Source organism: Litoreibacter arenae DSM 19593 (assembly GCF_000442275.2).
GTDB classification, from domain to species: Bacteria; Pseudomonadota; Alphaproteobacteria; order Rhodobacterales; family Rhodobacteraceae; genus Litoreibacter; species Litoreibacter arenae.
On sequence record NZ_KE557312.1, the window covers coordinates 324,108 to 347,302 of the forward strand.

The 23,195-nt window shown below is 60.2% G+C and carries 21 protein-coding genes; 8 read left to right on the top strand and 13 right to left on the bottom strand.

All coding sequences use genetic code 11. The annotated features are described in order from the left end of the window. Positions 1–36: 36 nt before the first annotated feature. The 5 genes from THALAR_RS11770 to THALAR_RS11790 all read right to left on the bottom strand — a co-directional run bounded on the left by THALAR_RS11770 (position 37) and on the right by THALAR_RS11790 (position 6,062). Positions 37–1,800 carry an aminopeptidase P family protein gene (locus tag THALAR_RS11770; protein ID WP_021101786.1) on the bottom strand — a complete coding sequence of 588 codons (1,764 nt, stop codon included), beginning with the start codon at positions 1,798–1,800 and terminating at the stop codon, positions 37–39. Between the two features lie 169 nt (positions 1,801–1,969). After that, positions 1,970–3,850, bottom strand: a complete 1,881-nt coding sequence (gene cobT, locus THALAR_RS11775; RefSeq protein ID WP_021101787.1) for a cobaltochelatase subunit CobT — start codon at positions 3,848–3,850, stop codon at positions 1,970–1,972. Continuing rightward, on the bottom strand, positions 3,847–4,329 hold the full coding sequence (locus tag THALAR_RS11780; protein ID WP_040818461.1) for a hypothetical protein: 483 nt from the start codon (positions 4,327–4,329) through the stop codon (positions 3,847–3,849). The genes cobT and THALAR_RS11780 overlap by 4 nt, the downstream gene beginning before the upstream one ends. Beyond that, positions 4,326–5,312 (bottom strand): cobaltochelatase subunit CobS, encoded by a 987-nt coding sequence (cobS, locus tag THALAR_RS11785; protein ID WP_021101789.1) that lies wholly within the window; start codon positions 5,310–5,312, stop codon positions 4,326–4,328. Before cobS ends, THALAR_RS11780 begins: the two co-directional genes overlap by 4 nt. A gap of 111 nt (positions 5,313–5,423) precedes the next feature. Then, positions 5,424–6,062, bottom strand: a complete 639-nt coding sequence (locus THALAR_RS11790; protein ID WP_021101790.1) for a J domain-containing protein — start codon at positions 6,060–6,062, stop codon at positions 5,424–5,426. 74 nt (positions 6,063–6,136) lie between these two features. Here THALAR_RS11790 and THALAR_RS11795 point away from each other — a divergent pair, with 74 nt between their 5' ends. Continuing rightward, positions 6,137–6,394: a BolA family protein gene (locus THALAR_RS11795; RefSeq protein ID WP_021101791.1), complete on the top strand. Its 258-nt coding sequence runs from the start codon at positions 6,137–6,139 to the stop codon at positions 6,392–6,394. Between the two features lie 3 nt (positions 6,395–6,397). Here THALAR_RS11795 and THALAR_RS11800 read toward each other — a convergent pair whose 3' ends face one another. Further along, complete coding sequence (locus tag THALAR_RS11800) at positions 6,398–6,832, bottom strand: DUF4177 domain-containing protein (protein ID WP_051153734.1); 435 nt, start codon at positions 6,830–6,832, stop codon at positions 6,398–6,400. An 864-nt stretch (positions 6,833–7,696) separates the two neighbouring features. Between THALAR_RS11800 and THALAR_RS11805 the strand changes: the two genes are divergently transcribed. Further along, on the top strand, positions 7,697–8,695 hold the full coding sequence (locus THALAR_RS11805) for a formylglycine-generating enzyme family protein (protein WP_040818464.1): 999 nt from the start codon (positions 7,697–7,699) through the stop codon (positions 8,693–8,695). 5 nt (positions 8,696–8,700) lie between these two features. After that, the gene (locus THALAR_RS11810; protein ID WP_021101794.1) at positions 8,701–10,737 is read left to right on the top strand and encodes a calcium-binding protein; all 2,037 of its coding nucleotides are present in this window, start codon (positions 8,701–8,703) and stop codon (positions 10,735–10,737) included. Between the two features lie 302 nt (positions 10,738–11,039). Here THALAR_RS11810 and gatB read toward each other — a convergent pair whose 3' ends face one another. After that, positions 11,040–12,593, bottom strand: coding sequence for an Asp-tRNA(Asn)/Glu-tRNA(Gln) amidotransferase subunit GatB (gatB, locus tag THALAR_RS11815; RefSeq protein WP_021101795.1), 1,554 nt, complete (start codon positions 12,591–12,593; stop codon positions 11,040–11,042). 199 nt (positions 12,594–12,792) lie between these two features. On the opposite strand from gatB, the gene THALAR_RS11820 reads away from it, so the two are divergent. After that, on the top strand, positions 12,793–13,563 hold the full coding sequence (locus tag THALAR_RS11820) for a transglycosylase SLT domain-containing protein (protein WP_083483464.1): 771 nt from the start codon (positions 12,793–12,795) through the stop codon (positions 13,561–13,563). 110 nt (positions 13,564–13,673) lie between these two features. On the opposite strand, the gene THALAR_RS11825 is transcribed toward THALAR_RS11820, so the two are convergent. From THALAR_RS11825 to pepN, 5 genes are all read right to left on the bottom strand, one after another. Continuing rightward, positions 13,674–14,234 carry a type 1 glutamine amidotransferase domain-containing protein gene (locus tag THALAR_RS11825; RefSeq protein ID WP_021101798.1) on the bottom strand — a complete coding sequence of 187 codons (561 nt, stop codon included), beginning with the start codon at positions 14,232–14,234 and terminating at the stop codon, positions 13,674–13,676. 80 nt (positions 14,235–14,314) lie between these two features. Next, a complete protein-coding gene (locus THALAR_RS11830) occupies positions 14,315–15,070 on the bottom strand; it encodes an SDR family oxidoreductase (protein WP_021101799.1) in 756 nt (251 codons plus the stop codon). A 96-nt stretch (positions 15,071–15,166) separates the two neighbouring features. After that, positions 15,167–15,808, bottom strand: coding sequence for a ParA family partition ATPase (parA, locus tag THALAR_RS11835; protein ID WP_021101800.1), 642 nt, complete (start codon positions 15,806–15,808; stop codon positions 15,167–15,169). Positions 15,809–15,933: 125 nt separating this feature from the next. Continuing rightward, positions 15,934–16,461: a hypothetical protein gene (locus THALAR_RS11840; RefSeq protein ID WP_021101801.1), complete on the bottom strand. Its 528-nt coding sequence runs from the start codon at positions 16,459–16,461 to the stop codon at positions 15,934–15,936. A 62-nt stretch (positions 16,462–16,523) separates the two neighbouring features. After that, entirely contained in the window at positions 16,524–19,076 is a 2,553-nt protein-coding gene (pepN, locus tag THALAR_RS11845; protein ID WP_021101802.1) for an aminopeptidase N, read from the bottom strand. A 116-nt stretch (positions 19,077–19,192) separates the two neighbouring features. On the opposite strand from pepN, the gene THALAR_RS11850 reads away from it, so the two are divergent. The 4 genes from THALAR_RS11850 (at position 19,193) to THALAR_RS11860 (ending at position 22,870) form a co-directional block, all read left to right on the top strand. Beyond that, positions 19,193–19,396 (top strand): hypothetical protein, encoded by a 204-nt coding sequence (locus THALAR_RS11850; RefSeq protein WP_040818468.1) that lies wholly within the window; start codon positions 19,193–19,195, stop codon positions 19,394–19,396. A gap of 75 nt (positions 19,397–19,471) precedes the next feature. Then, positions 19,472–19,633, top strand: a complete 162-nt coding sequence (locus THALAR_RS18140; RefSeq protein WP_021101805.1) for a DUF2256 domain-containing protein — start codon at positions 19,472–19,474, stop codon at positions 19,631–19,633. 89 nt (positions 19,634–19,722) lie between these two features. Beyond that, positions 19,723–21,879, top strand: a complete 2,157-nt coding sequence (locus THALAR_RS11855; RefSeq protein WP_021101806.1) for a malate synthase G — start codon at positions 19,723–19,725, stop codon at positions 21,877–21,879. Positions 21,880–22,093: 214 nt separating this feature from the next. Then, complete coding sequence (locus THALAR_RS11860) at positions 22,094–22,870, top strand: gamma-glutamyl-gamma-aminobutyrate hydrolase family protein (RefSeq protein ID WP_021101807.1); 777 nt, start codon at positions 22,094–22,096, stop codon at positions 22,868–22,870. Here THALAR_RS11860 and THALAR_RS11865 read toward each other — a convergent pair. Beyond that, complete coding sequence (locus THALAR_RS11865) at positions 22,867–23,157, bottom strand: SCP2 sterol-binding domain-containing protein (protein ID WP_021101808.1); 291 nt, start codon at positions 23,155–23,157, stop codon at positions 22,867–22,869. The two genes, THALAR_RS11860 and THALAR_RS11865, sit on opposite strands and share 4 nt — an antisense overlap. Positions 23,158–23,195 lie beyond the last annotated feature (38 nt).

Sequence of the window (23,195 nt, forward strand, 5' to 3'; positions counted from 1 at the left end):
ACTTTGCACTTTCCGCGCGTTTTGGGAAGTAGGCAGTTACAGCGGTGACGTCGCGGCGGCCAGCCAGGTGGTAGTTTTTCCCTGAACGTCCAGCTTTCGGGCAATCTGCGCATGGTAGTCGTCGATCCAAATGCGTTCCGATGGCGACAGCATGTCGACCGCGATCAGCCGGCGATCCAGCGGCACCCATGTCAACGTCTCGAAGCTCAACTGGTCGCGATTGTCGCCCAATGCGGGGGCCTCTTGCACCACGATCAGGTTCTCTATGCGAATGCCGAACGCGCCTTCTCGGTAGTAGCCCGGCTCGTTGGACAGGATCATGCCCGGCTCCAGCGGCACCTCCGACAGACGGCTAATGCGAGCCGGGCCCTCATGGACGCTCAGATACGCGCCGACCCCGTGGCCGGTGCCGTGGTCGTAGTCGAACCCGTGCCGCCATAGGGCAGCGCGGGCCAGGGCGTCGATATCACGCCCTGCCAGCCCGCGCGGGAACCGAGCGGTGGACAGGGCGATCATCCCTTGCAGCACCAGCGTGTAGCATTCTTGCTGCTCGCGGGTGGGGCTGCCCATGACGACGGTGCGGGTGATGTCGGTGGTGCCGTCCACATATTGCCCGCCGCTGTCGACCAGCAGCAACTCGCCATCCTGCACCACGCGATTGGAGCGTTCGGTGCACCGGTAATGCACGATCGCACCGTTTGGACCTGCGCCCGCGATGGTGTCGAAACTGATGTCGCGCAGGGCGTTGGTCTGGGCGCGGAAACTTTCCAGCGCGGTCACCACCTCGATTTCGGTCAGGCCGGGTTTTTGGTCGTCCAGCCACGCGAGGAAGTTCACCATGGCGTGGGCGTCGCGGATATGGGCGGCGCGGGTCCCGTCGATTTCGGTCGCGTTCTTGCGCGCTTTGGGCAGCACGCAGGGGTCGTCATCGAAGGCCACCTGTGCTGTGGCGGTCTGCGCCACTATTGCAGGGGCAGAGGATTTGTCGATGCGCACGCTGCCGGAGAGGGCTGCGAGCGCAGGCAGGAAGCCGTCGGGGGCATGAAGCCGTATGTCGCCGCTGAAGTGATCTCCGATATCGCTCAGCTTTGCTGCCGCCACGAACAGGTCGACGCTGGCATTGGCATGCAGGATGGCGAAGCAATGCGGCACCGGGTTGCGCGGAATGTCGGTGCCGCGAATGTTCAGGAGCCACGCGATGCTGTCCGGTAGGGTCAGAACGGCGGCGTCATGGCCCGCCTCGCGCAGGGTTTTCGCCAGTCGCGCACGTTTGTCGATATGGGATTCGCCTGCCAGTTCCAACGGGTGCACCATGATCTTGCCCATCGGCGGCTCTGGTCTGTGTGTCCAGATGCGGTCTACCAGATTGTCACTTGTCACCAGTGAGACGCCAGCCATTTCAATGGCCTCCACCTCCGAGCTGGTGTGAAGCCACGGATCATAGGCCATCTTGTGGGTCTCTGGCAGGTGATCTTTTAGCCAAGGACCGGGCTTGGTGTCGGGCCATGGCACGGGGGTGAAGTGATCCGTATCGACTTGCGTCTTGACCTGCACGCGGTAGCGACCGTCGATGAAAATCCCCGCTATGTCACGCAAAGCCGCGCAGAATCCTGCCGAGCCGGTGAAGCCCGTGAGCCAGGCCAGCCGGTCGTCGGCGGGGGCCACGTATTCGCCCTTATGCGCGTCGGCGCGGGGGATCAGGAAGCCGTCGAGGCCGTCTTTCTCAAGCTCCGCGCGCAGGGCTGCGAGGCGCGGCGGGCCCTGGTCGGGGGAGGTGGCGTCGTCGAAACTTTGAAACATGAAGCGGCCTTCGATCTGGGTCGGCGTGAGGGTGCTCGGGAAGTGGGGTGTGGCGCAAGTGGAAAAGCAGGGTTTGCGCCGCGCCTTCGGCGCGTCGCCACGCCGGGGAGGCGCTGCCTCCCCGGACCCCTCCGAGGTATTTTTAGAAAAAAGAAGTAGAAGTAGTAGGTCAGCTGGCCCGTTTGATGCCCATGACACGGGCGCGGGCGCGTGGGTCGCTGTCGAAGAGCGCGGCGAGCTGTTCGGTCATCGCACCGGCCAATTGTTCGACATCTGTAATAGTCACCGCGCGGTCATAGTAGCGGGTCACGTCGTGGCCGATGCCCACCGCGATCAATTCTACAGCGCGGCGTTTCTCGACCATGGCGATCACATCGCGCAGGTGTTTTTCCAAGTAGTTCGCAGGGTTAACGGACAAAGTTGAGTCGTCCACCGGCGCACCGTCGGAGATCACCATCAGGATTTTGCGCGCCTCGGGCCGGCCGATCATGCGCTTGTGCGCCCATTCCAGCGCTTCGCCGTCGATGTTCTCTTTTAACAAGCCCTCTTTCATCATAAGGCCGAGATTGTCGCGCGACCGGCGCCACGGGGCGTCGGCGGATTTGTAGATGATGTGGCGCAAATCGTTCAGACGACCCGGTTGCTGCGGGCGTCCATCGGCAAGCCAGCCTTCACGGCTGAGGCCACCTTTCCACGCGCGGGTGGTGAAGCCGAGGATCTCGGTCTTCACCTGACACCGCTCCAGCGTGCGGGCCATCACATCAGCACAGATCGCCGCGATGGAGATCGGGCGACCGCGCATGGAGCCGGAATTGTCGATCAGCAGGGTCACGCAGGTGTCGCGGAACTCCATGTCCTTTTCCTGCTTGAAGCTGAGCGGCGTGGTCGGGCTGACGATCACGCGCGCAAGGCGGCCAGCGTCCAGAATGCCTTCCTCCAGATCGAACTCCCACGACCGGTTCTGTTGGGCTTGCAAGCGGCGTTGCAGCTTGTTGGCGAGCCGCGATACGGCGCCTTTCAGCGGCTCCAGCTGCTGGTCGAGATAGGCGCGCAGACGTTCCAGCTCGGCAGGCTCGGCCAGATCTTCGGCGCGGATTTCCTCGTCGTGTTCGGTGGAATAGACCGTGTAATTCGGGTCGGCGTCGGAATGAGGCGCGGGGGGCGGCGGGTCCATCGGGGCCTCGCCCTCGGGCAATTCCGCCTCGTCGCCCATTTCCGCGTCAGCCATGTCGTCGAGCTGCACCGTCGCTTGCGACGCGTCGTCCTGCTGGTCCTGCGACTGCTCGGCGGCGGCGTCTTCCTCTTCGGAGTTGTCCTCCTTGTCGGGGTTCGCGTCGTCGGTCTCGTCCTGCTCCTGCTGGTCCTCGGAGGCCTCGTCTTCCTGATCCTCGTTGATGTCGTCAGGGTCGTCGCCCAGCTGGTCGCCATAGCCCAGATCGTCAATGATCTGGCGGGCGAACTTGGCGAAACGGGTCTGGTCGGACAGCACATCCTGCAGGTCTTCCAGCGTGCCGCCAGCGGCACCTTCGATGAAATCCTTCCACAGATTCATTACGTTGGCCGCGTCCGGTGGCAGGTCGCGGCCCGTTGCCAGATGGCGGATCAGGTAGCCCGCCGCCACCGACAAGGGCGCTTGTCCCGCCTCGGTGATCTGGCCGTAGCCCTTGCGCTCCGCCTCCGCGCCGATCTTGGCGTCGATATTGCCCGCGGTGCCGGGCATGGAGCGCGCGCCCATTGCCTCGCAGCGGGCGGTTTCCATGGCGTCGTAAAGTTCGCGCGCCATGTTGCCTTGCGGCAGGTAGCGGTTGGCGGTGGTGTCATTGTGGAAGCGGCGGCGCAGGGCGTAGGCGTCGGCGGTGCCACGGGCGAGCAGCACCTCTTGCTTGGTCATACGGCGCGTCACTTGCGGCAGGCGCACCTGATCATTGGTCATGCCCGGCGGGTCGACCGAGAAAGCCACGCCCAGATCGGGATCGTTGGCGAGGGTCTTGGTTGCCTCGGCCAGCGCCTTTTTGAACGGGTCGGCGGGGTTGTCGGATGGTTTTGTCATTTTCTGTACCTGACGTCGTCGAGCCGGTCTGACACGCAGATTTCTTCATCCGCCTTTAGCGTTTCGCTTTTGTCCCAATCGGGTAACGAAACGCCGTTCCCTGTCTTAACAAGTTCGCGCTTGTATAACTCGGTAAACCAATAGAAACGGTCCACTGTTTTTGCTCGTTTCTCTGCGGTGTTGGCATCTCTCACATGCCGACTAGCAATTCGATTAAGCACCGTGCTGGCAAGTTTGAACTCTTTGGATGCACTCTGCTCCTCGGGGGTGCCAAGCCTGAAATACTCGCTTTTGGCGTTGAAGAGTGCAGCACATCTGACCAAGACCGTATGCGGAGACATCCGTATCATGTTCTGATCCGTCATCGGCGCAAACGGGTAGGCCAGTGGTGGGCTGGCGAAGGCAGAAAGAGGCGCGACAGCGGCGAGCGTTGCGGCAATCAAGAAGCCGTTGGTGGATGTCCTGCCGCGACCGGTCACCCCAAGCTCACACTCGCAGCGCTCTCCGGCAGTTCCTCGTCAAAGCAGCGCTGGTAGAACTCGGCCACGGTTTCGCGCTCCAGCTCGTCGCATTTGTTCAGGAAGCTCAGGCGGAAAGCGTAGCCGACATCGTTGAAGATCAACGCGTTTTGTGCCCATGCGATGACTGTCCGCGGCGACATCAGCGTCGACAGGTCTCCATTCATGAACGCGGTGCGGGTCAGGTCGGCGACGGTGACCATCTGGCTGATGGTCTTGCGGCCTTTTTCCGTGTTGTAGAACGGGTTCTTGGCCAGCACGATTGCGGTTTCCGCGTCGTGGGACAGGTAGTTCAGCGTGGCGACCAGCGACCAGCGGTCCATCTGGCCCTGGTTGATCTGCTGGGTGCCGTGATAGAGGCCGGTGGTGTCGCCCAGACCCACCGTGTTGGCGGTGGCGAAGAGGCGGAAATACTTGTGCGGCTCGATCACCTTGTTCTGATCCAGCAGCGTCAGTTTGCCGTCCACCTCCAGCACGCGCTGGATCACGAACATCACGTCGGCGCGGCCCGCGTCGTATTCGTCGAACACGATGGCGGTCGGGTTGCGCAGTGCCCAAGGCAGGATGCCTTCCTGGAATTCGGTGACCTGCTTGCCGTCTTTCAACTTGATCGCGTCCTTGCCGATCAGGTCGATGCGGGAGATGTGGCTGTCGAGGTTCACCCGCACGCAGGGCCAGTTCAGACGGCTGGCGACCTGCTCGATATGGGTGGATTTGCCCGTGCCGTGGTAGCCCTGGATCATCACGCGGCGGTTATGGGTAAAGCCTGCAAGGATCGCCAGCGTGGTGTCGCGGTCGAATTTGTAGGTGCTGTCCAGCTCCGGCACGCGCTCGGTGCGGTCGGCAAAGGCCTTGACCTTCATGTCGCTGTCGATGCCAAAAACCTCGCGGACCGAGATGTCCTCGGTGGGTTTCGCGTTCAAGTCGATGCTGCCGTCGGCCATATTTTCGTTCCCTCAGAATAACCCCAACGGGATGCAACATATTGCGGGGAAGGGCAAGGGAAAGGCCCGGCGTTCGGAGGAATTCGGGCGTGATCCGGCGCGCGGGTGGGGTCAGCCAGAGAAGTTGCGGCTGACCTTGATCTGGTCCCACGCCCAGACGACCTGCTGCAACTGCTCCTCGTCGGCGCGGTTGCCGCCGTTCATGTCGGGGTGCAGGTCCTTGATGAGGCTCTTGTATTTGGCCCGCAGGTCCTTCTTGCTCATGTGAACGGTGCCTTCGAGGATCTCCAGCGCCTTACGCTCGGTGGCGGGCAGCTTGCGGCCGGCACCGTTGGGGTTGCGGCCCGGGTTGCGGGTGGCGTTCTCGCCCAGCACGGCCATCGGGTCATCGACGCCAAGGCGCGACCAGGCGCGTTGCTCCTCGCCCTTCTTCATCGGCTTGGTCGGGCGCTCCCAGACTTTGTCCGAGGACATCTGGCGCTCCATCTCTTCTTGCGTGTGGGTCTCGAAGAAATTCCACTTCAGGTTGTATTCGCGCACATGCGCCTGACAGAACCAGTAATAGTCATCCAGCACGTCCGGCGACTTGGGGGCGCGGTACTTGCCCGGCTCCTGACATTCAGGCACCTCGCAGGTCCGTTGCGATGTCTCCACGGCACCCGACATGCCCCGGCGCCCCTTGGCGCGGCGGGCTTTGTCGCTCTTGGCAGAGATATCGAACTCAAACGGATCAAACGGGGGACGGGCCATGACTTAACCTTTTCGACTCGGAACGAACACTTTAGAGTTTTGAGCGGCGAGGTGAAGGGCAGTTTGGAAAAATTATGAGCATTACACAGCAGATTGACGACAAACTGCGTGCGGCCTTCGCGCCGGATTTTCTTGAAGTGGTTGATGATAGTGAAAGTCATCGCGGCCATGCCGGATTTCAAGAGGGGGGTGAAAGTCATTTCAACGTGGCCATCCGCGCCCCTGCATTCGCAGGCATGTCGCGGCTGCAACGGCACCGCGCGGTGCATAGCGCATTGGGGCCGGAACTGATCGGTCGCATTCACGCGCTGGCGCTGGACATCTCCGACTGACGGCTACTTCTCGGAGGTCTCTGCCTCTTTCGCGTCAGCGGTCATGAACCCTTCCGAGGCGGGCTCCGCCTTCTTCTCGGGCTCTGTGCGCTTGAATACCGGCTCGGGGCGCAACTCGGGCTCGGGCGCTTCCTTGGCGACAGGAACGGCGACCACGGGCGGCGCTTTCGAGGCAACCTCTTCAGGCTTCTTTAGAACAACTTCGCGGCGGAAGATCAGCAGGGTGTGGTATTTGACGGTCTTGCCGGTCAGGCCCTGACGCTCTTCGCAGGGCAGGGTCTCGGCGCGCTGGTAGTCCCAGCCATCCGCCGCCATCTCGTTCATCAGGTCGGTGATGATGCTGGCAAACTTGGCCTCGTTGCCCTTGATCTTGCGCGGGGCCTTGCCCTTACGCGGTGCCGGCACGGCGGTATATTCGTAGTTTTGCACAGCACGCATTCCCTTGCAGCAGAAGCCTTCTGTTACAAAAGCCCGCAGGCGGTGTCCAGTGACCGCGCGAGCGCACGCAGCGTTCGGTGCGATCCCGCCACTTGTGCGCGGCGACCAGCGCACGCAGGGTTTCGGTTTTGCTAACCCCTCAGGGGTAAACCCCGTCTCCGGTACCGCGCGGAGGGCTGACATCCTTCGCAGACAAGACACATGAAACAGGCGGCAGTTCGTTCGGGCTGCCAGAGTTTCGCGAAACAATGGCCGCTGGAGGGGAAACCTTCCGGGGGAACCGCTTGGCTCGTGGTCGCATACCCAAGGTGGCGCCACCCTTTCGCTAATAAGATGCGAGACGCTTTCCCCCGCCACGGTACCAGAGCCGTTGGTGGGTGGAGGTGTTTGGGGCGTCAAGTTTCGAAGCCGTACAGCAGGATTTCGGCGCTGAGACTCATTTCAAGCGCAAATGGCTGCTTTGCGGACGAAACGGACTTTGGCCACCTCTGATTGAAGGGCTGGTTTTTTCAAACAACCGACCTCCAACACACCGACAACCGCTGCGTCGCACTTCCCATTGGCCGGACATTCGCCTACTCCGTCGCTAAGAGAACAAACCGACCATATAAATGCCTCTCGTTTTCACGGCTTCCCGAACTTCCAGCTCACACGTCACCACTCGGCTGGGCACACATCTTGCATACCGGGGAATACAAATGGCCAGTAACGCGCTGAGCAGAAAAGCCCGAATGGCTGGTCGCATAGACGTTAGAGATTGATGGTAAGGTTTACCTTACTTTCTGCTATGTCCTTACTACACATATTTAGTGTAGGTGGCCCATCGACCCCACACCTTAGTGCTTTAGAAAGATCGTGGCTTTTGTGAGTTTCATTAAGATTATCTCTCGAGTCCGGACCGAATTCATCGGTCAAGTACTTCGCTATGCGATTGCCTTAATGCTTATTGTGGGGACGTCAGCTGCCACTGCCAAAGAACCGTTGATCCTGTCAGACGATCTTGTGGTAGCGCCACTTGACGCTTTTCAAGAATGTGATGTGTGCCCTGAAATGATTGTCTTGCCTATGGGCAGCTTTGTTATGGGCGCACCGTTGGAGCAGTCAGAAGCCATATATTTGCTGTGGAACAAGCCTAAGCCGGGTGAGCCACTTGGGATGCTAACCGAAGGCCCGGAGCATAAGGTGATCATCGACATTCCAATCGCTATGGGGCGCAACGAAGTGACCCGTGAGGAGTGGCTGGCCTGTGTCGCAGAGAACGGGTGCTCGCATCTGCCGGACCCTAGAATACTCAAATTTGGAGGCGGGTATTACTACGCCGATGACCCGCGTCATCCGGTCTTCGATGTCTCATATTTCGACATGCTGGAATACATAACTTGGTTGAACCGAAAAGCTGGTGCGGATGTTTACCGGCTGCCAACCGAGGCCGAATGGGAATACGCGGCGCGCGCAGGCACCAACAGCAAGTTTGCCCAAGGTGACAGCTTGACGACTGATCAGGCGAATGTCGGTGTGTTTCGTCGGATAGACGGGCGCTCGAAAGCGGACCCTGACAATCGCAAAACCCCTGTGATCGTAGATGAACTCGACGCCGCCAACGCTTGGGGGTTGCGCCATCTGGCGGGTAATTTGCGGGAACGGACAATGTCATGCTGGAGCGAACGGCATCTAGGCCTGTCAAAGTCCAGCGATTATCTGGCCGCAGCTAACGAAGTTGATAACTGCCGCCGTGTCGCCAAAGGCGGCACATACCAATCGAGCGCAGAATATGCCCGCCCTGCTAATCGCGGTGCTGGTTCAGAAACATACCGATCAAGAAGAACCGGTTTTCGTATTGTTAGAGAAATGTTGAAGGAATAAATTTAATGCCGGGAAGATATGCTAATGTAGGAGTGCTTGATGCGAGTTCGGGCATATTCACGCTTTCGGGCCGTGTGAAGTCGGACTTAGCTGATGTATATGACATCAAAATGGCAGCCGATTTACCATTTGCAGGAAGCATCTCAATCACGTTGAGCTTTGGGCCTCAAGGTCGGAACTTTGACAGTGAGTTGGAGCTGGAGCGAGACGTCGAATTAGAACTCAAAGGCATTGGCATTACTTTGGGAGAAGTAAAGTTTGGTGGCGAAACTGTCTTAGTCACTATTAATGGCACCGAATTTATCTTCGGCCGCGCGGACATTGGTACAAGACTTGTCGCAGAAGTTGCCGAACAGGTAGGTAGCGATGCTTACGCTGCGACCGCACAAAAAGCGGCTGAAATCATTGAAGCAGGCATGGACGCCGTGAATCTCATAGGTAAAGTTTTTGTAGTTAACTCTACTCCCTTGCCTCCCAGCCCGACCTTTACAGCTAAGTTTGAGGACGTCGTTGAAATACCGGATGAAGTTATCGATAACTTGGGTCTCCTAATATTCAGCAATGCTATCGGCGGGTTTCCGACAGTTGATAGAATTGAAATCTATGGTGAAAACTATATTGCTGTTGTTTATGATGAAGACCTCCCCTTTGAGAGAGCTGAAATCTATTACCGCGACGGTGAGTCAATTGCCGAATTTCCTGCTGCAAGCCTCGCATCGGAAATACGAGGCAGCTTCGATCCCTTTATTGTTCTCTCAGGATTCGGATATGCCCAGCCGGGTGAAGGGAGCGATGGGCTTGTGTACATATTAGATGCAGAGGGTGCCGTGCAGGCCGCGTTTGATAACTCGTTTGACTTTGGGACAAACGAAGGCGACAGGATCGTCGATGGTACATCGTCAGCAGACGTAATTGACGCCTCTTTCGTTGACGCCGATGGCGACGCAGTGACTGACGTAGCTGATACGATCTACGGTTTAGGCGGAGATGACACGATCAACTCCGGCAACGGTGCTGACATCATCTACGGTGGCGACGGCAACGACACAATTGACGCCGGGCGCGGATCGGCGGTCATTGATGGAGGAACCGGCAACGACATCATCTACGTGATCGACAGCAGCGTTGTGGATGGCGGTGCGGGTGATGACTATCTGTTCTCTAATCTAAGCAAGGGCGGAGACCACACATTCACCGGCGGCTCTGGAGCTGACACATTTGAGTTTGCATACGCAAGCGCAAGTAAGGCGGCGCTGCAAACGATCACTGACTTCGAAGTGGGCATAGATACACTCATCGTCGAGGGACACACCCTGTCCGGACTGCTGCTAGATGACCTGCCCAGTGAGTTCACAACCAGCCAAAGTGCAGATGGAAGCCTTGTGCTGAACTATGGTGGCATCCACTCCGTCACTCTCAGTGGTGTAACACAAGAACAGTTCTTTGTTGAGACAGGTATCACCGCATCGGCAACGGTAGGCACGTCTGGAGATGACATCATCGATGCATCATTCGTCGACGCCGAGGGTGATACAGTCTCAGACGGAGCGGAAACCATATTTGGCCTAGATGGGAATGATATTATCAATGCTGGAAAGGGCAATGATACGATCTACGCGGGTGATGGTAACGACACTATCAACCCCGACCGTGGTTCCAAAACTATCTATGGCGAAAATGGCGATGATACGATCTACGTGATCGATAGCAGCATCGTCGACGGCGGTGCCGGCGATGATCACCTTTTTTCCAACTTGAACAAAGGTGGCGACCACACGTTCACCGGCGGTGCAGGAGCCGATACATTTGAGTTTGCATACACAGGTGGAACGAAAGCTGCAATTGAGGTCATAACCGACTTCGAAGTCGGCATTGATGCTCTGATCATAGACGGTCAAACGTTGTCAGGGCTTACGTTAGCGGAACTGCCCTCCGCTTACACGACCAGCGCCGCTGGGGACGGTAGCTTGGTGTTGAGCTACGGAGGCATCCATTCAGTAACGCTTGTAGGGGTGACTGAAGCCGAGTTCTTCATGCTTTAGATTTAATGAAATATGGTTGGGACGAGCTGTCATTTGTGCAGCTCGTCAGAAAGTAATATTCCTGAGTGTCATTTCGCCTCCTCCCGCAAACGCAAACAACCCCTGGGATTTCGCACTCTCCTGCAAACGACACCATTTGAATGACCGCTTCAGCGACATCCAATAGTTTGTATGCAATAACCGCGAAGGCCCGCTTCCTGTTGGGACGCCGCCATCTGTCCAATTTGCAGCACCGGTCAATAAGGGCTCGAAGCTGCCATTCGGCATCATTTTCGGCTAACCACTCCTCATCCCTAAAACGACTACCCAGCCAGCTTCTTCGCCACCAGCTCGTTCACCGCTTTCGGGTTGGCCTTGCCGCCCGTCGCCTTCATCACCTGACCCACGAACCAGCCTGCCAGTTTGGGGTTCTCCTTCGCCTTCTCAACCTGCGCGGGGTTGGCGGCGATGATTTCGTCCAGCGCGGCCTCGATCGGGCCAAGATCGGTGACCTGCTTCATGCCGCGGGCCTCGACGATCTGGGCGGGGTCGCCGCCCTCGGTATAGACGATCTCGAACAGGTCCTTGGCGATCTTGCTAGAAATGGAGCCGCCATCAGTCAGCTTTAGGATCGAAGCCAGTTGCCAAGGCGCTATGGGGCTTTTTTCAATGCCAATGTCGTCGTTTTTCAGATATGAAAAGAGGACATTGACGACGTAATTTGCAGCACTCTTGAACGGAATAGTCTCAAATGTTTCGCCGTCTACGTTGGCAGAATATCCGAGTTCTTGAACAATTCTCTCAAAATAGTCAGCGTTTACGAAATCTGCCGTCAACACCGACGCGTCATATTCCGACAGGCCGAACTGCTCCATGAAACGCAGACGCTTTTCGTCGGGCAACTCCGGCAGGTCGGCTTTCAGCGCGTCGACCCAGTCCTGCTCGATCTCCAAAGGCAGCAGGTCGGGGTCGGGGAAGTAGCGATAATCATGCGCCTCTTCCTTGGAGCGCATCGACCGCGTCTCGCCCTTGTCGGGGTCATACAGGCGGGTTTCTTGCACGACCTCTCCACCGCCCTCGACAATCGCGATCTGGCGCTTGGCCTCGACCTCGATGGCTTGCTGGATGAAGCGCAGGGAGTTCATGTTCTTGATCTCGCACCGGGTGCCCAGATGCGAGAAATCCTGCGTTTCCTGATAGCGCTCATAGGCACCGGGCTGGCAGATCGACACGTTCACATCCGCCCGCAGGTTGCCGTTTTGCATGTTGCCGTCGCAGGTACCCAGATAGCGCATGATCTGGCGCAGTTTGGAGACATAGGCGGCAGCCTCTTCAGGGCCGCGAATGTCGGGGCGGGAGACGATTTCCATCAGCGCCACGCCGGTGCGGTTCAGGTCCACGAAAGACATCGTCGGGTCCATGTCGTGAATGGATTTGCCTGCGTCCTGCTCCAGATGGATACGCTCGATACGCACCACGCGGGCGATGCCCGGTGCCATGTCTACCAGCACTTCGCCTTCGCCCACGATGGGGTGATACAACTGGCTGATCTGGTAGCCCTGCGGCAGGTCGGGGTAGAAGTAGTTCTTCCGGTCGAACGCCGAATAAAGGTTAATATCTGCTTTCAACCCAAGGCCGGTGCGCACGGCCTGCGCGACGCAAGCCTCGTTAATGACCGGCAGCATTCCCGGCATCCCAGCGTCCACAAAGGCCACGTTGGAGTTCGGCTCCGCCCCGAATTTGGTCGACGCGCCGGAGAAAAGCTTGGCATTGGTCGCCACCTGCGCGTGCACCTCAAGGCCGATCACCAGCTCCCAATCCTGCTTCGCGCCGGGGATCACTTTGGGCTTCGGGGTCTCGTAGGTCAGGTCAAGCATCGGGGAACTCCAGTAGGTCGTTCGCGTTCTAGTGAAATTCCGAAGGTCGGGCAAGGTGGCAAAGCGGCGTGCAGGCACTGGGGTGTATCGCGGCAAGTCACACCGAATTGAGCGGTTTGTTGCGGGTTTGGAAACGGCGAGGGGCGCCAACGCGCATGTGTGTTGTCAGGGCCAGTTTTCTCTGCACATGATATTTCCCATGCGTTGCCACGCACTCTTTTTCGCCGCCTTGCTTGCGGCCGGTTCTGCCTTCGCTCAGGATCAAGGCTCCGGGTCTCCCGAGGCCGTCGTGCCCGCTGCCTTGCATAAGGCGACCCCCGACACGGTCCGCCCGATCCCCCGCAAGGACCACGTCCCCCGCGCCCGTTGGGATTTCCGTCCGGAGGGACGCCTGTGGACCCGCACTACCTTGGAGGCACTCAAAGGACATGGCCTGCCTTTGCTCACTATCGTGCCAAGCGATATCGCGGAGTGGTGCCCGAATTACGAGAACAACGGCATCGAGAAACGCGCGGCCTTCTGGAACGGGTTTCTCAGCGCATTGGCCAAACACGAAAGCACGTGGAAGCCCCGCGCTGTGGGCGGTGGCGGGCAGTGGTTCGGTTTGACGCAGATCCTGCCCGGCACGGCGCGGGGCTATGATTGCCGCGTCGGGACCGGGGAGGCTTTGAAAGACGGCTCCGACAATCTTAGCTGCGCCGTGCGCATCATGGCGCACACGGTAGCGCGGGACGGGGCGGTGGCCCGCAAGGCCAATGGCAGTCTGGGCGGAGTTGCGGCAGATTGGGGGCCGCTGACCAAAGCCGCAAAACGGCAAGAGATGGCGGGATGGCTACGCGGGCAGAAATACTGCAAGCTGCTCAGCGATGTGAAGCCAACACCGCGCCCGCGAGAGATTGTCCAGCGGTTGCCGCTGGATCAACGGATTGCCACGATCAAGCCCGCCACGCGCCCTGATACGACCGACTGATCCGGTCTGCGTCAAATCCTCCCCGAGGATAGAAATTGCCACCCCGAAAAAAGACCCGCCATCGTGAGGCGGGTCAGTTGGGGAGGAAGAGGTTTAGAACGTGTCGGGTCTCAGGCGGCGGAGCGTTCGTGCTCGCCTTCTTCGACCTCCTCGACGATCTTCGAGACGAAAGCCTTGAGGTCTTCGGGACTGCGGGAGGTAATGATACCGTTGGAAATCGCGACCTCCTTGTCGACGACATTTGCCCCCGCATTCTTCAGGTCGGTGCGGATGGAATGGTAGCTGGTCATCTCGCGGCCTTCGGCGACGCCTGCTTCGATCAGCAGCCATGGCGCGTGGCAGATTGCGGCGACGATCTTGTCATGTTTGACGAAGCCGCGCACCAGCTCTACCGCGTCCTTGTTCACACGCAGAAGGTCGGGGTTGATTTGCCCGCCGGGCAGAACAAGGCAGTCATAGTCCTCGATCTTGACGTCTGCGATGGACAGGTCGGCTTCGGCCTCACGGCCCCAGCCGTCACCTTCCCAGCCCTTGATGTTTTCGCCGTCCGGCGTCGCGACATGAACCGTCGCGCCCTTGGCGCGCAGCTGGTCGCGGGGGAATTCCAGTTCGGACTGCTCAAACCCGTCGGTCGAGAGGATCAGGATTTTCGATGTGTCGATCTTTGGCATGTTGTGCTCCTTTGCATTCGCATTGGGTCTGCGAATACAACGGGTGCCCTGCCTGTGAGTTCCACCGGTTTCGAAATTAATTAACGCCCGCCGGTGACATCCAGCGTCGTGCCGGTAATGTAGCTGGCCCCTTCGCCCATCAGGAACAGGATGGCATGGGCGCATTCCTCCGCCTCGCCGGGGCGCTTCATCGGCACGGTGTCGGCCAGATCATCGCAGCGGTCGGGCAGGCCGCCCTTGGCGTGGATTGCGGTTTCGATCAATCCGGGGCGGATTGCCACTACGCGCACACCGTCCGGCGCGACCTCGTCGCTTAATCCTTTGGTGAAGATGTCGATGCCCGCCTTCGTCGCGGCATAGTCCACATATTGCCCCGCCGAGCCCAGCCGCGCCGCGGCAGAGCTGGTATTGACGATCACGCCCCCATCGCCGCCAAACGCTTTGGACATGCGCAAGACGCCCTGCTGAGCCACCATCATCGCCCCGATCAGGTTCACGTCCACCATGCGGCGCAGGCGTTCGTAGGACATCTCCTCAACCCGCTGTGGCTTGTCCACGATGCCCGCATTGTTGACCAGCGCGTCCATTTGCGGGAAGGCGGCGTCGAACTCTACGAAGACGCGCTCGACGTCCTCCTCTATCGACAAATCACCCTGAAACGTGTGGGTGATCGCGCCTTCCTGCTCGCACATCTGCGCCACAAGCTGTGCGCCTTTCAGGTCCGTGTTGAAATGGATGCCCACGTCATAACCGCTTTTTGAGGCTAGAACGGCGGTCGCCGCCCCGATGCCGGAACTTGCGCCGGTGATCAGCACTGTTTTGGTTTCACGGGCCATGGAAGCGTCTCCTTGTGCGATATGTTACGCGCGTTCAATCGTCGAAATCTGGCGGATTTATGGCGGCGCGCGCAGTAGGGCGGGGCGGCCCCCCAATCAGTCCTGTCGGGACAGGTGGGCCAGCACTTCTTCGGCCAGTGCCGCGACTTCCAGCGCGGCGGGGCTTTTGGCGGGGCCATCCATCACCGCGCGACCTTGGCCGAAGGTCTCGGCATAGGCGACGCGGTTGGCAAGGCTCGCCTCCGCCAGTCCGGCGTCGATCTTTGCGGCCTCTTCGGCAATGTCGCGGCCCAGCCGGGTTCCGGCGCGGGTGCGGTTCAAAACCATCAACGCAGGCGTATTCTCGCGCCGCGCCAGATCCAGCACGCCTTCGGTCGCCCACAGGTCCACATGGCTGGTTGCCACCGGCACCAGCGTCAACGCGGCTTTGCGCAGGGCGGGGCGCAGATCGCTGTCGGCTTTCGGCGGGGTGTCGACCAGCACGAGATCGACGTCGCCCAGCATCTTGCCGACCTCGTATTCGATCCCCCAGGCCGACGCGGTCGAGAACTCCATACCTGGGTCCTCCAACGCTTCGCATCGTGCCATGAACCAACGGCCAAGGCTGCCTTGCGGGTCGGTGTCTATGATTGCCACCCGCTTGCCGAGCTTGGTGAAGGCCACGGCCAGATTGGCCGTCAGCGTGGTTTTGCCGCTGCCGCCTTTTTGCTGTGCTATCGTGATCGCCGTGCCTGACATGCCGTTATCCGTCCATATACTGTGCTGCGATGCAGCATGTCACAGATCGGCGCGGGTTGCACGTCCCCGAATCTCGTTTGGTTCTCTAGGGTTAACTTTTGGGCTTGGGCGACTCAGCGTCCGTCTCAGAGCTTGAACGCATACTTGATATCATCAAGCGCGCCGCGCTGCCGCTCTGACAGTGCACCGTCGCCAGCGGTGCCGATTGCGTTCAACACCTGCATCAGCGGGCCAAGCTGCTCGCCCCCGCCCAGTTTGTAGAGCTTGCGCGACAGGCGGCTGATTGCGGGCTCCGCTCCGCCACATTCGCTCATAAGCCAGCGACCGAGGATCACCAACTCCTCCGCATCCTCAAGGCTGACATTGGCGGCCCGCTGCAATTCGCGCGTCATGGCGATGCGGGCGTCCTGAGACGGCAGGTCGTCCAGTTCCAGAAACGCCACCGCCAGCCCGCCGATGGCGACCTTGGGGTCCTCGATGCTTTCCGCCGGATGGGTGTTGGAGCGGCGCGAGAACCCGAAGCGGCGGGCTGCAAGGCGCACGTCATTGGCGACGTTGACCAGATCGCGGCCCGCAACGCCGATATCGCGCATGCGGAAGTACCAGTAGGCGGCGGCACCCAAGGCCCCGATGATGGCGATAAGTATAGGCATAGAGATCGACTCGCTGTTATTGCCCGTCCTTTATAGTGCGGATTTGGGCTAAACCATGACTGTTACGCGTTCAGAATTCTGGTGACCATCTCCAACAGATCGCCGCTGAGGTTCGGGGCCGCCTTCATTCGCTCCAGCGCCTCGCGCATCATGCCTTGACGGTCCGCGTCGTAGCGTTTCCACGTTTCGAAGGCGGTGGACATGCGGGCGGCGGTTTGAGGGTTCTTGGCGTCGAGCTTGATCAACCAGTCGGCCAGCAGCGCGTAGCCCGATCCGTCGGGTGAATGGAACCCCGCCGTATTGCCCGCCAGCGCCCCGAACACCGCGCGGAAGCGGTTAGGATTGGTCATGTCGAAGTCGGGGTGGTTGGTCAGCGCCTTAGCCGTCGCGGGTGCGGCGGCGAGCTTGGCGTAGGTAACCTGCATGGAGAACCATTTGTCGATCACCAGCCGGTCGTCTTTCCATTGCTCGTAGAAGGCTTTGCTGGCGTCCTCGCCCACCTCCGCCCGCAAGAGCGCCCCAAGCGCGGAGAGTTGCTGGGTCATGTTGTCCGCACTCTCGAATTGCGCGCGGGCTTGTGCGCCGCCGTCCAGACGGGTCAGCAAGGACAGCGCGACATTGCCCCACGCGCGTTTGCCAGCGGCTTCGGCGTCAGGTGAAAACGGGCCGTCCACCTGCATTTCCGCATAGATGCGGGGCAGGGTGTCCTGCATTGCGTGGGCGACGGATTGGCGCAGGGTCTGCGTGACGTGGTAGATTTTCGTCGGGTCGGGTGTCACGCCGCCGTCAAACAGCGCTTGCGCAATGTCGTCGGCGGACGGGGTGGAGAACACCAGCGCCTTGAAGGCCGGGTCCAGCGTGTCGTCGCGGGCCACGGCCAGCAGCGCGTCCAGATACGCCTGATCGGGCGTCGCGTCCTCGGTCACCATTCGGATCATCACGTCGCGAGCCAGCGCGCGGCCCGCTTCCCATTTGTTGAACGGGTCGGTGTCGTTCGCCAGCAGGAAGGCGCGGGTGGCATTGTCTTGATCCTGCTCCAGAATGATCGGGGCGGAGAAGCCGCGATTGATCGACGGGACCGGCTTGGCGTCCAATCCGGTGAAGCGGAAGGCGTGGACCTCGTCGGTGACCTCGCAGATGCGGGTCGCGTGGACCTCCTCGCCTGCGTCGTTGAGCAGCCCCACGGCGATGGGGATCACCTTGGGGTCTTTGGTGTCCTGCCCCGGTGTGGGGGGCGTGTGCTGCGTGAAGGTCAGCGTGTAAGTGCCGTCTTTCCAAGCCTCTTTTACCCCTACGCGCGGCGTGCCTGCTTGGGAATACCACAGCTTGAACTGGGTCAGATCGCGGCCGGTGACTTCCTCGAAACAGGCCAGCCAGTCCTCGATCGTGCAGGCCTGCCCGTCGTGGCGGGTGAAATACAGGTCGCACCCTTTGTAGTAATCCTCGTCCCCGATCAAGGTTTTGAGCATACCGATAACCTCGGCACCCTTCTCGTAGACGGTGGCGGTGTAGAAGTTGTTGATCTCGACGAAGCTTTCTGGCCGGACCGGATGCGCCAGCGGCCCGTTATCCTCGCGGAATTGCCGCGCGCGCAGGGCGATGACGTCCTCGATACGCTTGACGGCGGGGGAACGTTCATCGGCGGTGAACTGGCTGTCGCGATAGACGGTCAAGCCTTCCTTCAGGCACAGCTGGAACCAGTCGCGGCAGGTGATGCGGTTGCCGGTCCAGTTGTGGAAATACTCATGGGCGATGATTGCTTCGATACGTTCGAAATTTGCATCTGTGGACGTCTCGGGCGACGCCAGAACGGCGGAAGAGTTGAAAATGTTCAAGCCCTTGTTTTCCATCGCGCCCATGTTGAAGTCGTCCACGGCGACGATATTGAACAGATCGAGGTCGTATTCGCGGCCATAAACCTCCTCGTCCCATTTCATCGAGCGTTTCAGCGCATCCATGCCGAACGCGCATTTGTTCAGATCACCTTTGCGCACCCAGATGTTCAATTCCACCTCCTTGCCGGACATCGTGGTGAACGTGTCGGGATGGTTGACCAGATCGCCCGCGACCAGCGCGAACAGGTATGCGGGTTTGGGCCATGGATCGTGCCACTTGCCGCCGCCAAGGTCATTGCCGTTGGACAGCTTGACCTTCTCGTCGCCTTCAATGGTCACGGTGAAGACGCCCATCACGTCGGGGCGGTCGGGGTAGTAGGTGATCTTGCGGAAACCCTCGGCCTCGCATTGGGTGCAATACATGCCATTCGACATATAAAGCCCCTCCAGCGCGGTATTGGTCTGCGGGCTGATTTCCACTTCCGCCTCGAAGATGAATGGTGCGTCGGGGGCCTGCGCGGTCAGGCCCAGATCGGTGACTTTCGCCTGCGCGTCCTTGCCGTCGATCTTCGCCCAGATCAGCTTGAGCTGCTCGCCATGCAGGTAAAACGTCCGGTCCATCGCCTCGGGATTGGGCCGGAAGGCGATCTTGGAAATCACCCGCGTTGCCGTGGGATGCAACTTGAATACCAGCTCCACCGTGTCGACCAGATAGGCGGGCGGGGTGTAGTCGCTGAGGAAGATTTCCAAAGGGGCGTTGGCAGGGCTGGCGTCTTTCATGGGGGCTCCGTTCGACAAATCAGGGAACTTATGTCGCGCTGGCACGTTAGGTCTGTGACGGGAGCCGCGCAACCGCATTGCGACGGCTTCACTTTTACGCAGGAAGGAGCGCAGAAATGTCCTCACCGAACACGAATTTGGAAAAACAGAAAAAACGCCATGCAGGACCGCTTGGCGGGATAGCTGGCGTGTTGATGTTCGCCGGTGTCCTGCTGCTCATCCTGATTGGCTGGCTCGTCTACCAAGGTGGTGAGCCGGAAGGCGCGGACGTCCAGGTTGATGGACGCACTGGCGCAGAAACTGTGGTCGAACCGGAATAGTCCCCTCGAATTTCGAACAGACCGCAGACCGGTCTGCCATTGGCAGGCCGGTTTTTTATTGTCAGGGTGCCGGATATGGCCCGAATGCGGAAAAAATCAGACCTGCCGGTGAAAAGCTGCGCCACCTGCGGCAGGCCCTTCGCGTGGCGCAAGAAGTGGGCCGCGGTCTGGGATGAGGTGCGGTATTGCTCTGACAAATGCCGCAGTGAACGGCGAAAAGGTGACAATTCGACCTGACCAAGCGTGTTGCCTATCGGAAACTTTTTTCCTAGACAGCATACGATTGTATTCAGACGCGCATCCAGCCAGCGAAAAGGACCTTTGAGATGACCGAGACCTCCGTCACGCGCATAGACAAGCACGGATTGCAGGTGGACAGCCAATTGGCCGAGTTCATCGAGACCAAGGCGCTTCCGGGCACTGGTGTGGACGCGGATGACTTCTGGAAAGGCTTCTCCGACATCGCGCATGAGCTGGGACCGAAAAACAAGGCGCTGCTCGACAAGCGCGAGTCGCTGCAAACGCAGATCGACGCGTGGCATATCGAGCACCGTGACAAGCCGCATGACCACGCCGCCTATAAGGCGTTCTTGAGCAAAATCGGCTACCTGCTGCCCGAAGGCGGGGACTTCCAGATCGACACGGCCAATGTGGACCCCGAGATCGCTTCTGTCCCCGGCCCGCAACTGGTGGTGCCGATCACCAATGCCCGCTACGCGCTGAACGCCGCCAATGCCCGCTGGGGCAGCCTCTATGACGGGTTCTACGGCACCGACGCCATGGGAACGCTGCCGCCGAAAGGTGGCTACGACAAGGGCCGTGGCTCTCGTGTGGTGGCTCGTGTGCGGGTGTTTCTGGACGAGGCTTTCCCGCTGGAAGGCACCAGCCACGCCGACGTGAAAAGCTACGAAGTGCGCGATGGCGCGTTGCTGGCAGACGGCAAGAAGCTGGCGGACCCGTCCAAGTTCGTGGGCTACAAGGGTGATGCAGGCAACCCCGACGCAGTGCTGCTGCGCAACCACGGGCTGCATGTGGAGCTGGTCTTTGACCGCTCGCATTTCATCGGCAAGCACGATCAGGCGGGCCTTGCCGATGTGCGGCTGGAAAGCGCCGTATCCGCGATCATGGATTGCGAGGATTCCGTTGCCTGCGTGGATGCCGAGGACAAGGTGCAGGCCTATTCCAACTGGCTGGGCCTGATGCAGGGCGACTTGCAGGAAAACGTGGAGAAGGGCGGCAAGACCATCACCCGCAAGCTGCACGACGACATGGCCTACACCGCGCCGGACGGCGGCGAGTTGGTGGTCAAGGGCCGCGCACTGATGTTGGTGCGCAATGTGGGCCACCTGATGACCAACCCCGCCGTGCTCGACCGCGATGGTGGCGAGGTCTACGAGGGGCTGATGGACGCCATGGTGACCACGCTGATCGCCATGCATGATTTGCAAAAAACCGAAGGTATGCGCAATTCGCATCACGGGTCGGTCTATGTGGTGAAGCCGAAGATGCACGGGCCGGAAGAGGTGGCTTTTGCGGACGAGATTTTCACCCGCGTGGAGAAGGTTCTGGGCCTGCCTGCCAATACCGTGAAGCTGGGCATCATGGACGAGGAGCGCCGCACGTCGGTCAACCTCAAGCAGTGCATCTTTGCCGCCAAATCGCGCGTGGCGTTTATCAATACCGGCTTCCTTGATCGCACCGGGGACGAGATCCACACCTCGATGGAGGCGGGGGCGTTCTCGCGCAAGGATTTCATCAAGCGCAAGGCCTGGATCGGCGGCTACGAGAACCGCAACGTCGATATCGGTCTGGAATGCGGCCTGTCGGGCCGCGCCCAGATTGGCAAGGGCATGTGGGCAATCCCCGACCAGATGGCCGCGATGCTGGAACAGAAGATCGAGCACCCCAAAGCCGGTGCCAATTGCGCCTGGGTGCCGTCGCCGACCGCCGCAACCCTGCACGCGCTGCACTACCACAAGATCGACGTGTTCGCGGTTCAGGAGAAGCTGAAAGCAGGCGGGCGCCGCGCGCATGTGGAGACCATTTTGGATATTCCGCTGGCGACCTATCAGATGTGGACGGACGAGCAAATCATGCGTGAGGTCGAGAACAACGCCCAAGGCATCCTTGGCTATGTGGTGCGCTGGATTGATCAGGGCGTCGGCTGCTCCAAAGTGCCTGACATCAACGATGTGGGTCTGATGGAAGATCGCGCGACCTGCCGGATTTCCAGCCAGGCGCTGGCCAACTGGTTGCTGCATGGCGTCGTCTCGGAAGAGGCGGTGATGGGCGCGATGAAGAAGATGGCCGCCGTGGTGGACAAGCAGAACGCGGGCGATCCGGCCTATCGCAACATGGCACCGGATTTCGACGGGATTGCGTTCAAGGCGGCCTGCGATCTGGTGTTCAAGGGCCGCGAGCAGCCGTCGGGCTATACCGAACCGGTCCTGCATGCGCGGCGTCTGGAGCTGAAAGCCAGCTGATTTCGCCACGCCTTCGGCGTATCGATCCGCGGGGGCGCTGCCCCCGCACCCCCGATTTTAGTGGGGCTCTGCCCCACACCCCGAGGTATTTTCGAAGCAATGATGGGGCGGGGTGGTTCTGCCGCTGTGCAGAGCGGCTGTGCGGTGGAGTGGCTATACCGGGCCGCCGAGATGGGGTAGAACGCTTGCACTTACTTTGTGGAGAGTGTGAGACATGACGCGTCCGGTTATCGGTATTATCGGCAACTCCTACCTGATCAACGACCAATATCCCGCCCTCGCGGCGGGGCGGATGAATTGCGAGGCGGTGGCCGAAGTGTCCGGCGCGTTGCCGATGATCGTGCCGTCCTGTCCGTCGCTAATCGACGTCGCCGACCTGTTGGAGACCTGTGACGGCTTCCTGCTGACGGGGGGGCGTCCCAACGTGCATCCCGAGGAATATGGCGAGGACGAGACCGAGGCCCACGGCGCGTTTGATCGGGGTCGCGACCGCATCGCGCTGCCGCTGATCCGCGCCTGTATCGAGCGGGGGCAGCCGATATTCGGCGTGTGTCGCGGGTTTCAGGAGGTGAACGTCGCGATGGGCGGGACGCTCTACCCCGAGATACGCGACCTGCCGGGGCGGATGAACCACCGGATGCCACCCGATGGCACGCTGGAGGAAAAGTTCGAGCTGCGCCACTCCGTGACCTTCACCGAAGGCGGGCCGTTTCACCGTCTGATGGGTGCGCGGGAGGTGATGACCAACACGCTGCACGGGCAAGGCATCAAGACCGCTGGCGAGCGTGTGGTGATCGACGGGCTGGCCCCTGACGGCACGCCGGAGGCGACCTATATCAAGGATGCGCCGGGATTCAGCCTGGCGGTGCAGTGGCACCCCGAATACCGCGCGGCCCACGACCCTGTGTCGCGGGTGTTGTTTGAGGCCTTCGGCGCGGCCGCCCGCGCATGGGCTGAGGGGGAGCGACCTCAGGTGCTGAAGTCGGCCTAGGAGGTCAGGATTTCGCTGACCTTCAGCGCGCGCATCTGGTTGCCATCCACCTTCAGCTTGCCGGTCATCACGGCGGTGATCGGGTTCTGATCGCCGCTGAGGATCGCGCGGAACACGGCCTCCGTCGCCTTCAGGGTGACGTCGGCGTCTGCGTCGGATTGCACCGCGCCGTCTTCCGACAACACTACGGAGCCTTGGTCGGCGATCACCAGCTTGGCAGTGCCTTTGATCGCGCCTTTGGCTTTTTCGTGCAGCAGGGCGGTCAGGGTGTCGAGATGGGTTGTCATGGGGTGGCTCCGGCAGGGTGACGTTCGCGTCAGTTTGG

Coding starts and splice junctions, on each gene's coding strand:
- THALAR_RS11860 (WP_021101807.1), top strand. CDS start 22,094: ATGACGCGTCCGGTTATCGGTATTATCGGCAACTCCTACCTGATCAAC.
- THALAR_RS11850 (WP_040818468.1), top strand. CDS start 19,193: ATGTCCTCACCGAACACGAATTTGGAAAAACAGAAAAAACGCCATGCA.
- cobS (WP_021101789.1), bottom strand. CDS start 5,312: ATGGCCGACGGCAGCATCGACTTGAACGCGAAACCCACCGAGGACATC.
- THALAR_RS11770 (WP_021101786.1), bottom strand. CDS start 1,800: ATGTTTCAAAGTTTCGACGACGCCACCTCCCCCGACCAGGGCCCGCCG.
- pepN (WP_021101802.1), bottom strand. CDS start 19,076: ATGAAAGACGCCAGCCCTGCCAACGCCCCTTTGGAAATCTTCCTCAGC.
- THALAR_RS11820 (WP_083483464.1), top strand. CDS start 12,793: ATGCGTTGCCACGCACTCTTTTTCGCCGCCTTGCTTGCGGCCGGTTCT.
- parA (WP_021101800.1), bottom strand. CDS start 15,808: ATGTCAGGCACGGCGATCACGATAGCACAGCAAAAAGGCGGCAGCGGC.
- THALAR_RS11800 (WP_051153734.1), bottom strand. CDS start 6,832: ATGCGTGCTGTGCAAAACTACGAATATACCGCCGTGCCGGCACCGCGT.
- THALAR_RS11825 (WP_021101798.1), bottom strand. CDS start 14,234: ATGCCAAAGATCGACACATCGAAAATCCTGATCCTCTCGACCGACGGG.
- THALAR_RS11830 (WP_021101799.1), bottom strand. CDS start 15,070: ATGGCCCGTGAAACCAAAACAGTGCTGATCACCGGCGCAAGTTCCGGC.
- gatB (WP_021101795.1), bottom strand. CDS start 12,593: ATGCTTGACCTGACCTACGAGACCCCGAAGCCCAAAGTGATCCCCGGC.
- cobT (WP_021101787.1), bottom strand. CDS start 3,850: ATGACAAAACCATCCGACAACCCCGCCGACCCGTTCAAAAAGGCGCTG.
- THALAR_RS11855 (WP_021101806.1), top strand. CDS start 19,723: ATGACCGAGACCTCCGTCACGCGCATAGACAAGCACGGATTGCAGGTG.
- THALAR_RS11795 (WP_021101791.1), top strand. CDS start 6,137: ATGAGCATTACACAGCAGATTGACGACAAACTGCGTGCGGCCTTCGCG.
- THALAR_RS11790 (WP_021101790.1), bottom strand. CDS start 6,062: ATGGCCCGTCCCCCGTTTGATCCGTTTGAGTTCGATATCTCTGCCAAG.
- THALAR_RS11810 (WP_021101794.1), top strand. CDS start 8,701: ATGCCGGGAAGATATGCTAATGTAGGAGTGCTTGATGCGAGTTCGGGC.
- THALAR_RS11840 (WP_021101801.1), bottom strand. CDS start 16,461: ATGCCTATACTTATCGCCATCATCGGGGCCTTGGGTGCCGCCGCCTAC.
- THALAR_RS18140 (WP_021101805.1), top strand. CDS start 19,472: ATGGCCCGAATGCGGAAAAAATCAGACCTGCCGGTGAAAAGCTGCGCC.
- THALAR_RS11865 (WP_021101808.1), bottom strand. CDS start 23,157: ATGACAACCCATCTCGACACCCTGACCGCCCTGCTGCACGAAAAAGCC.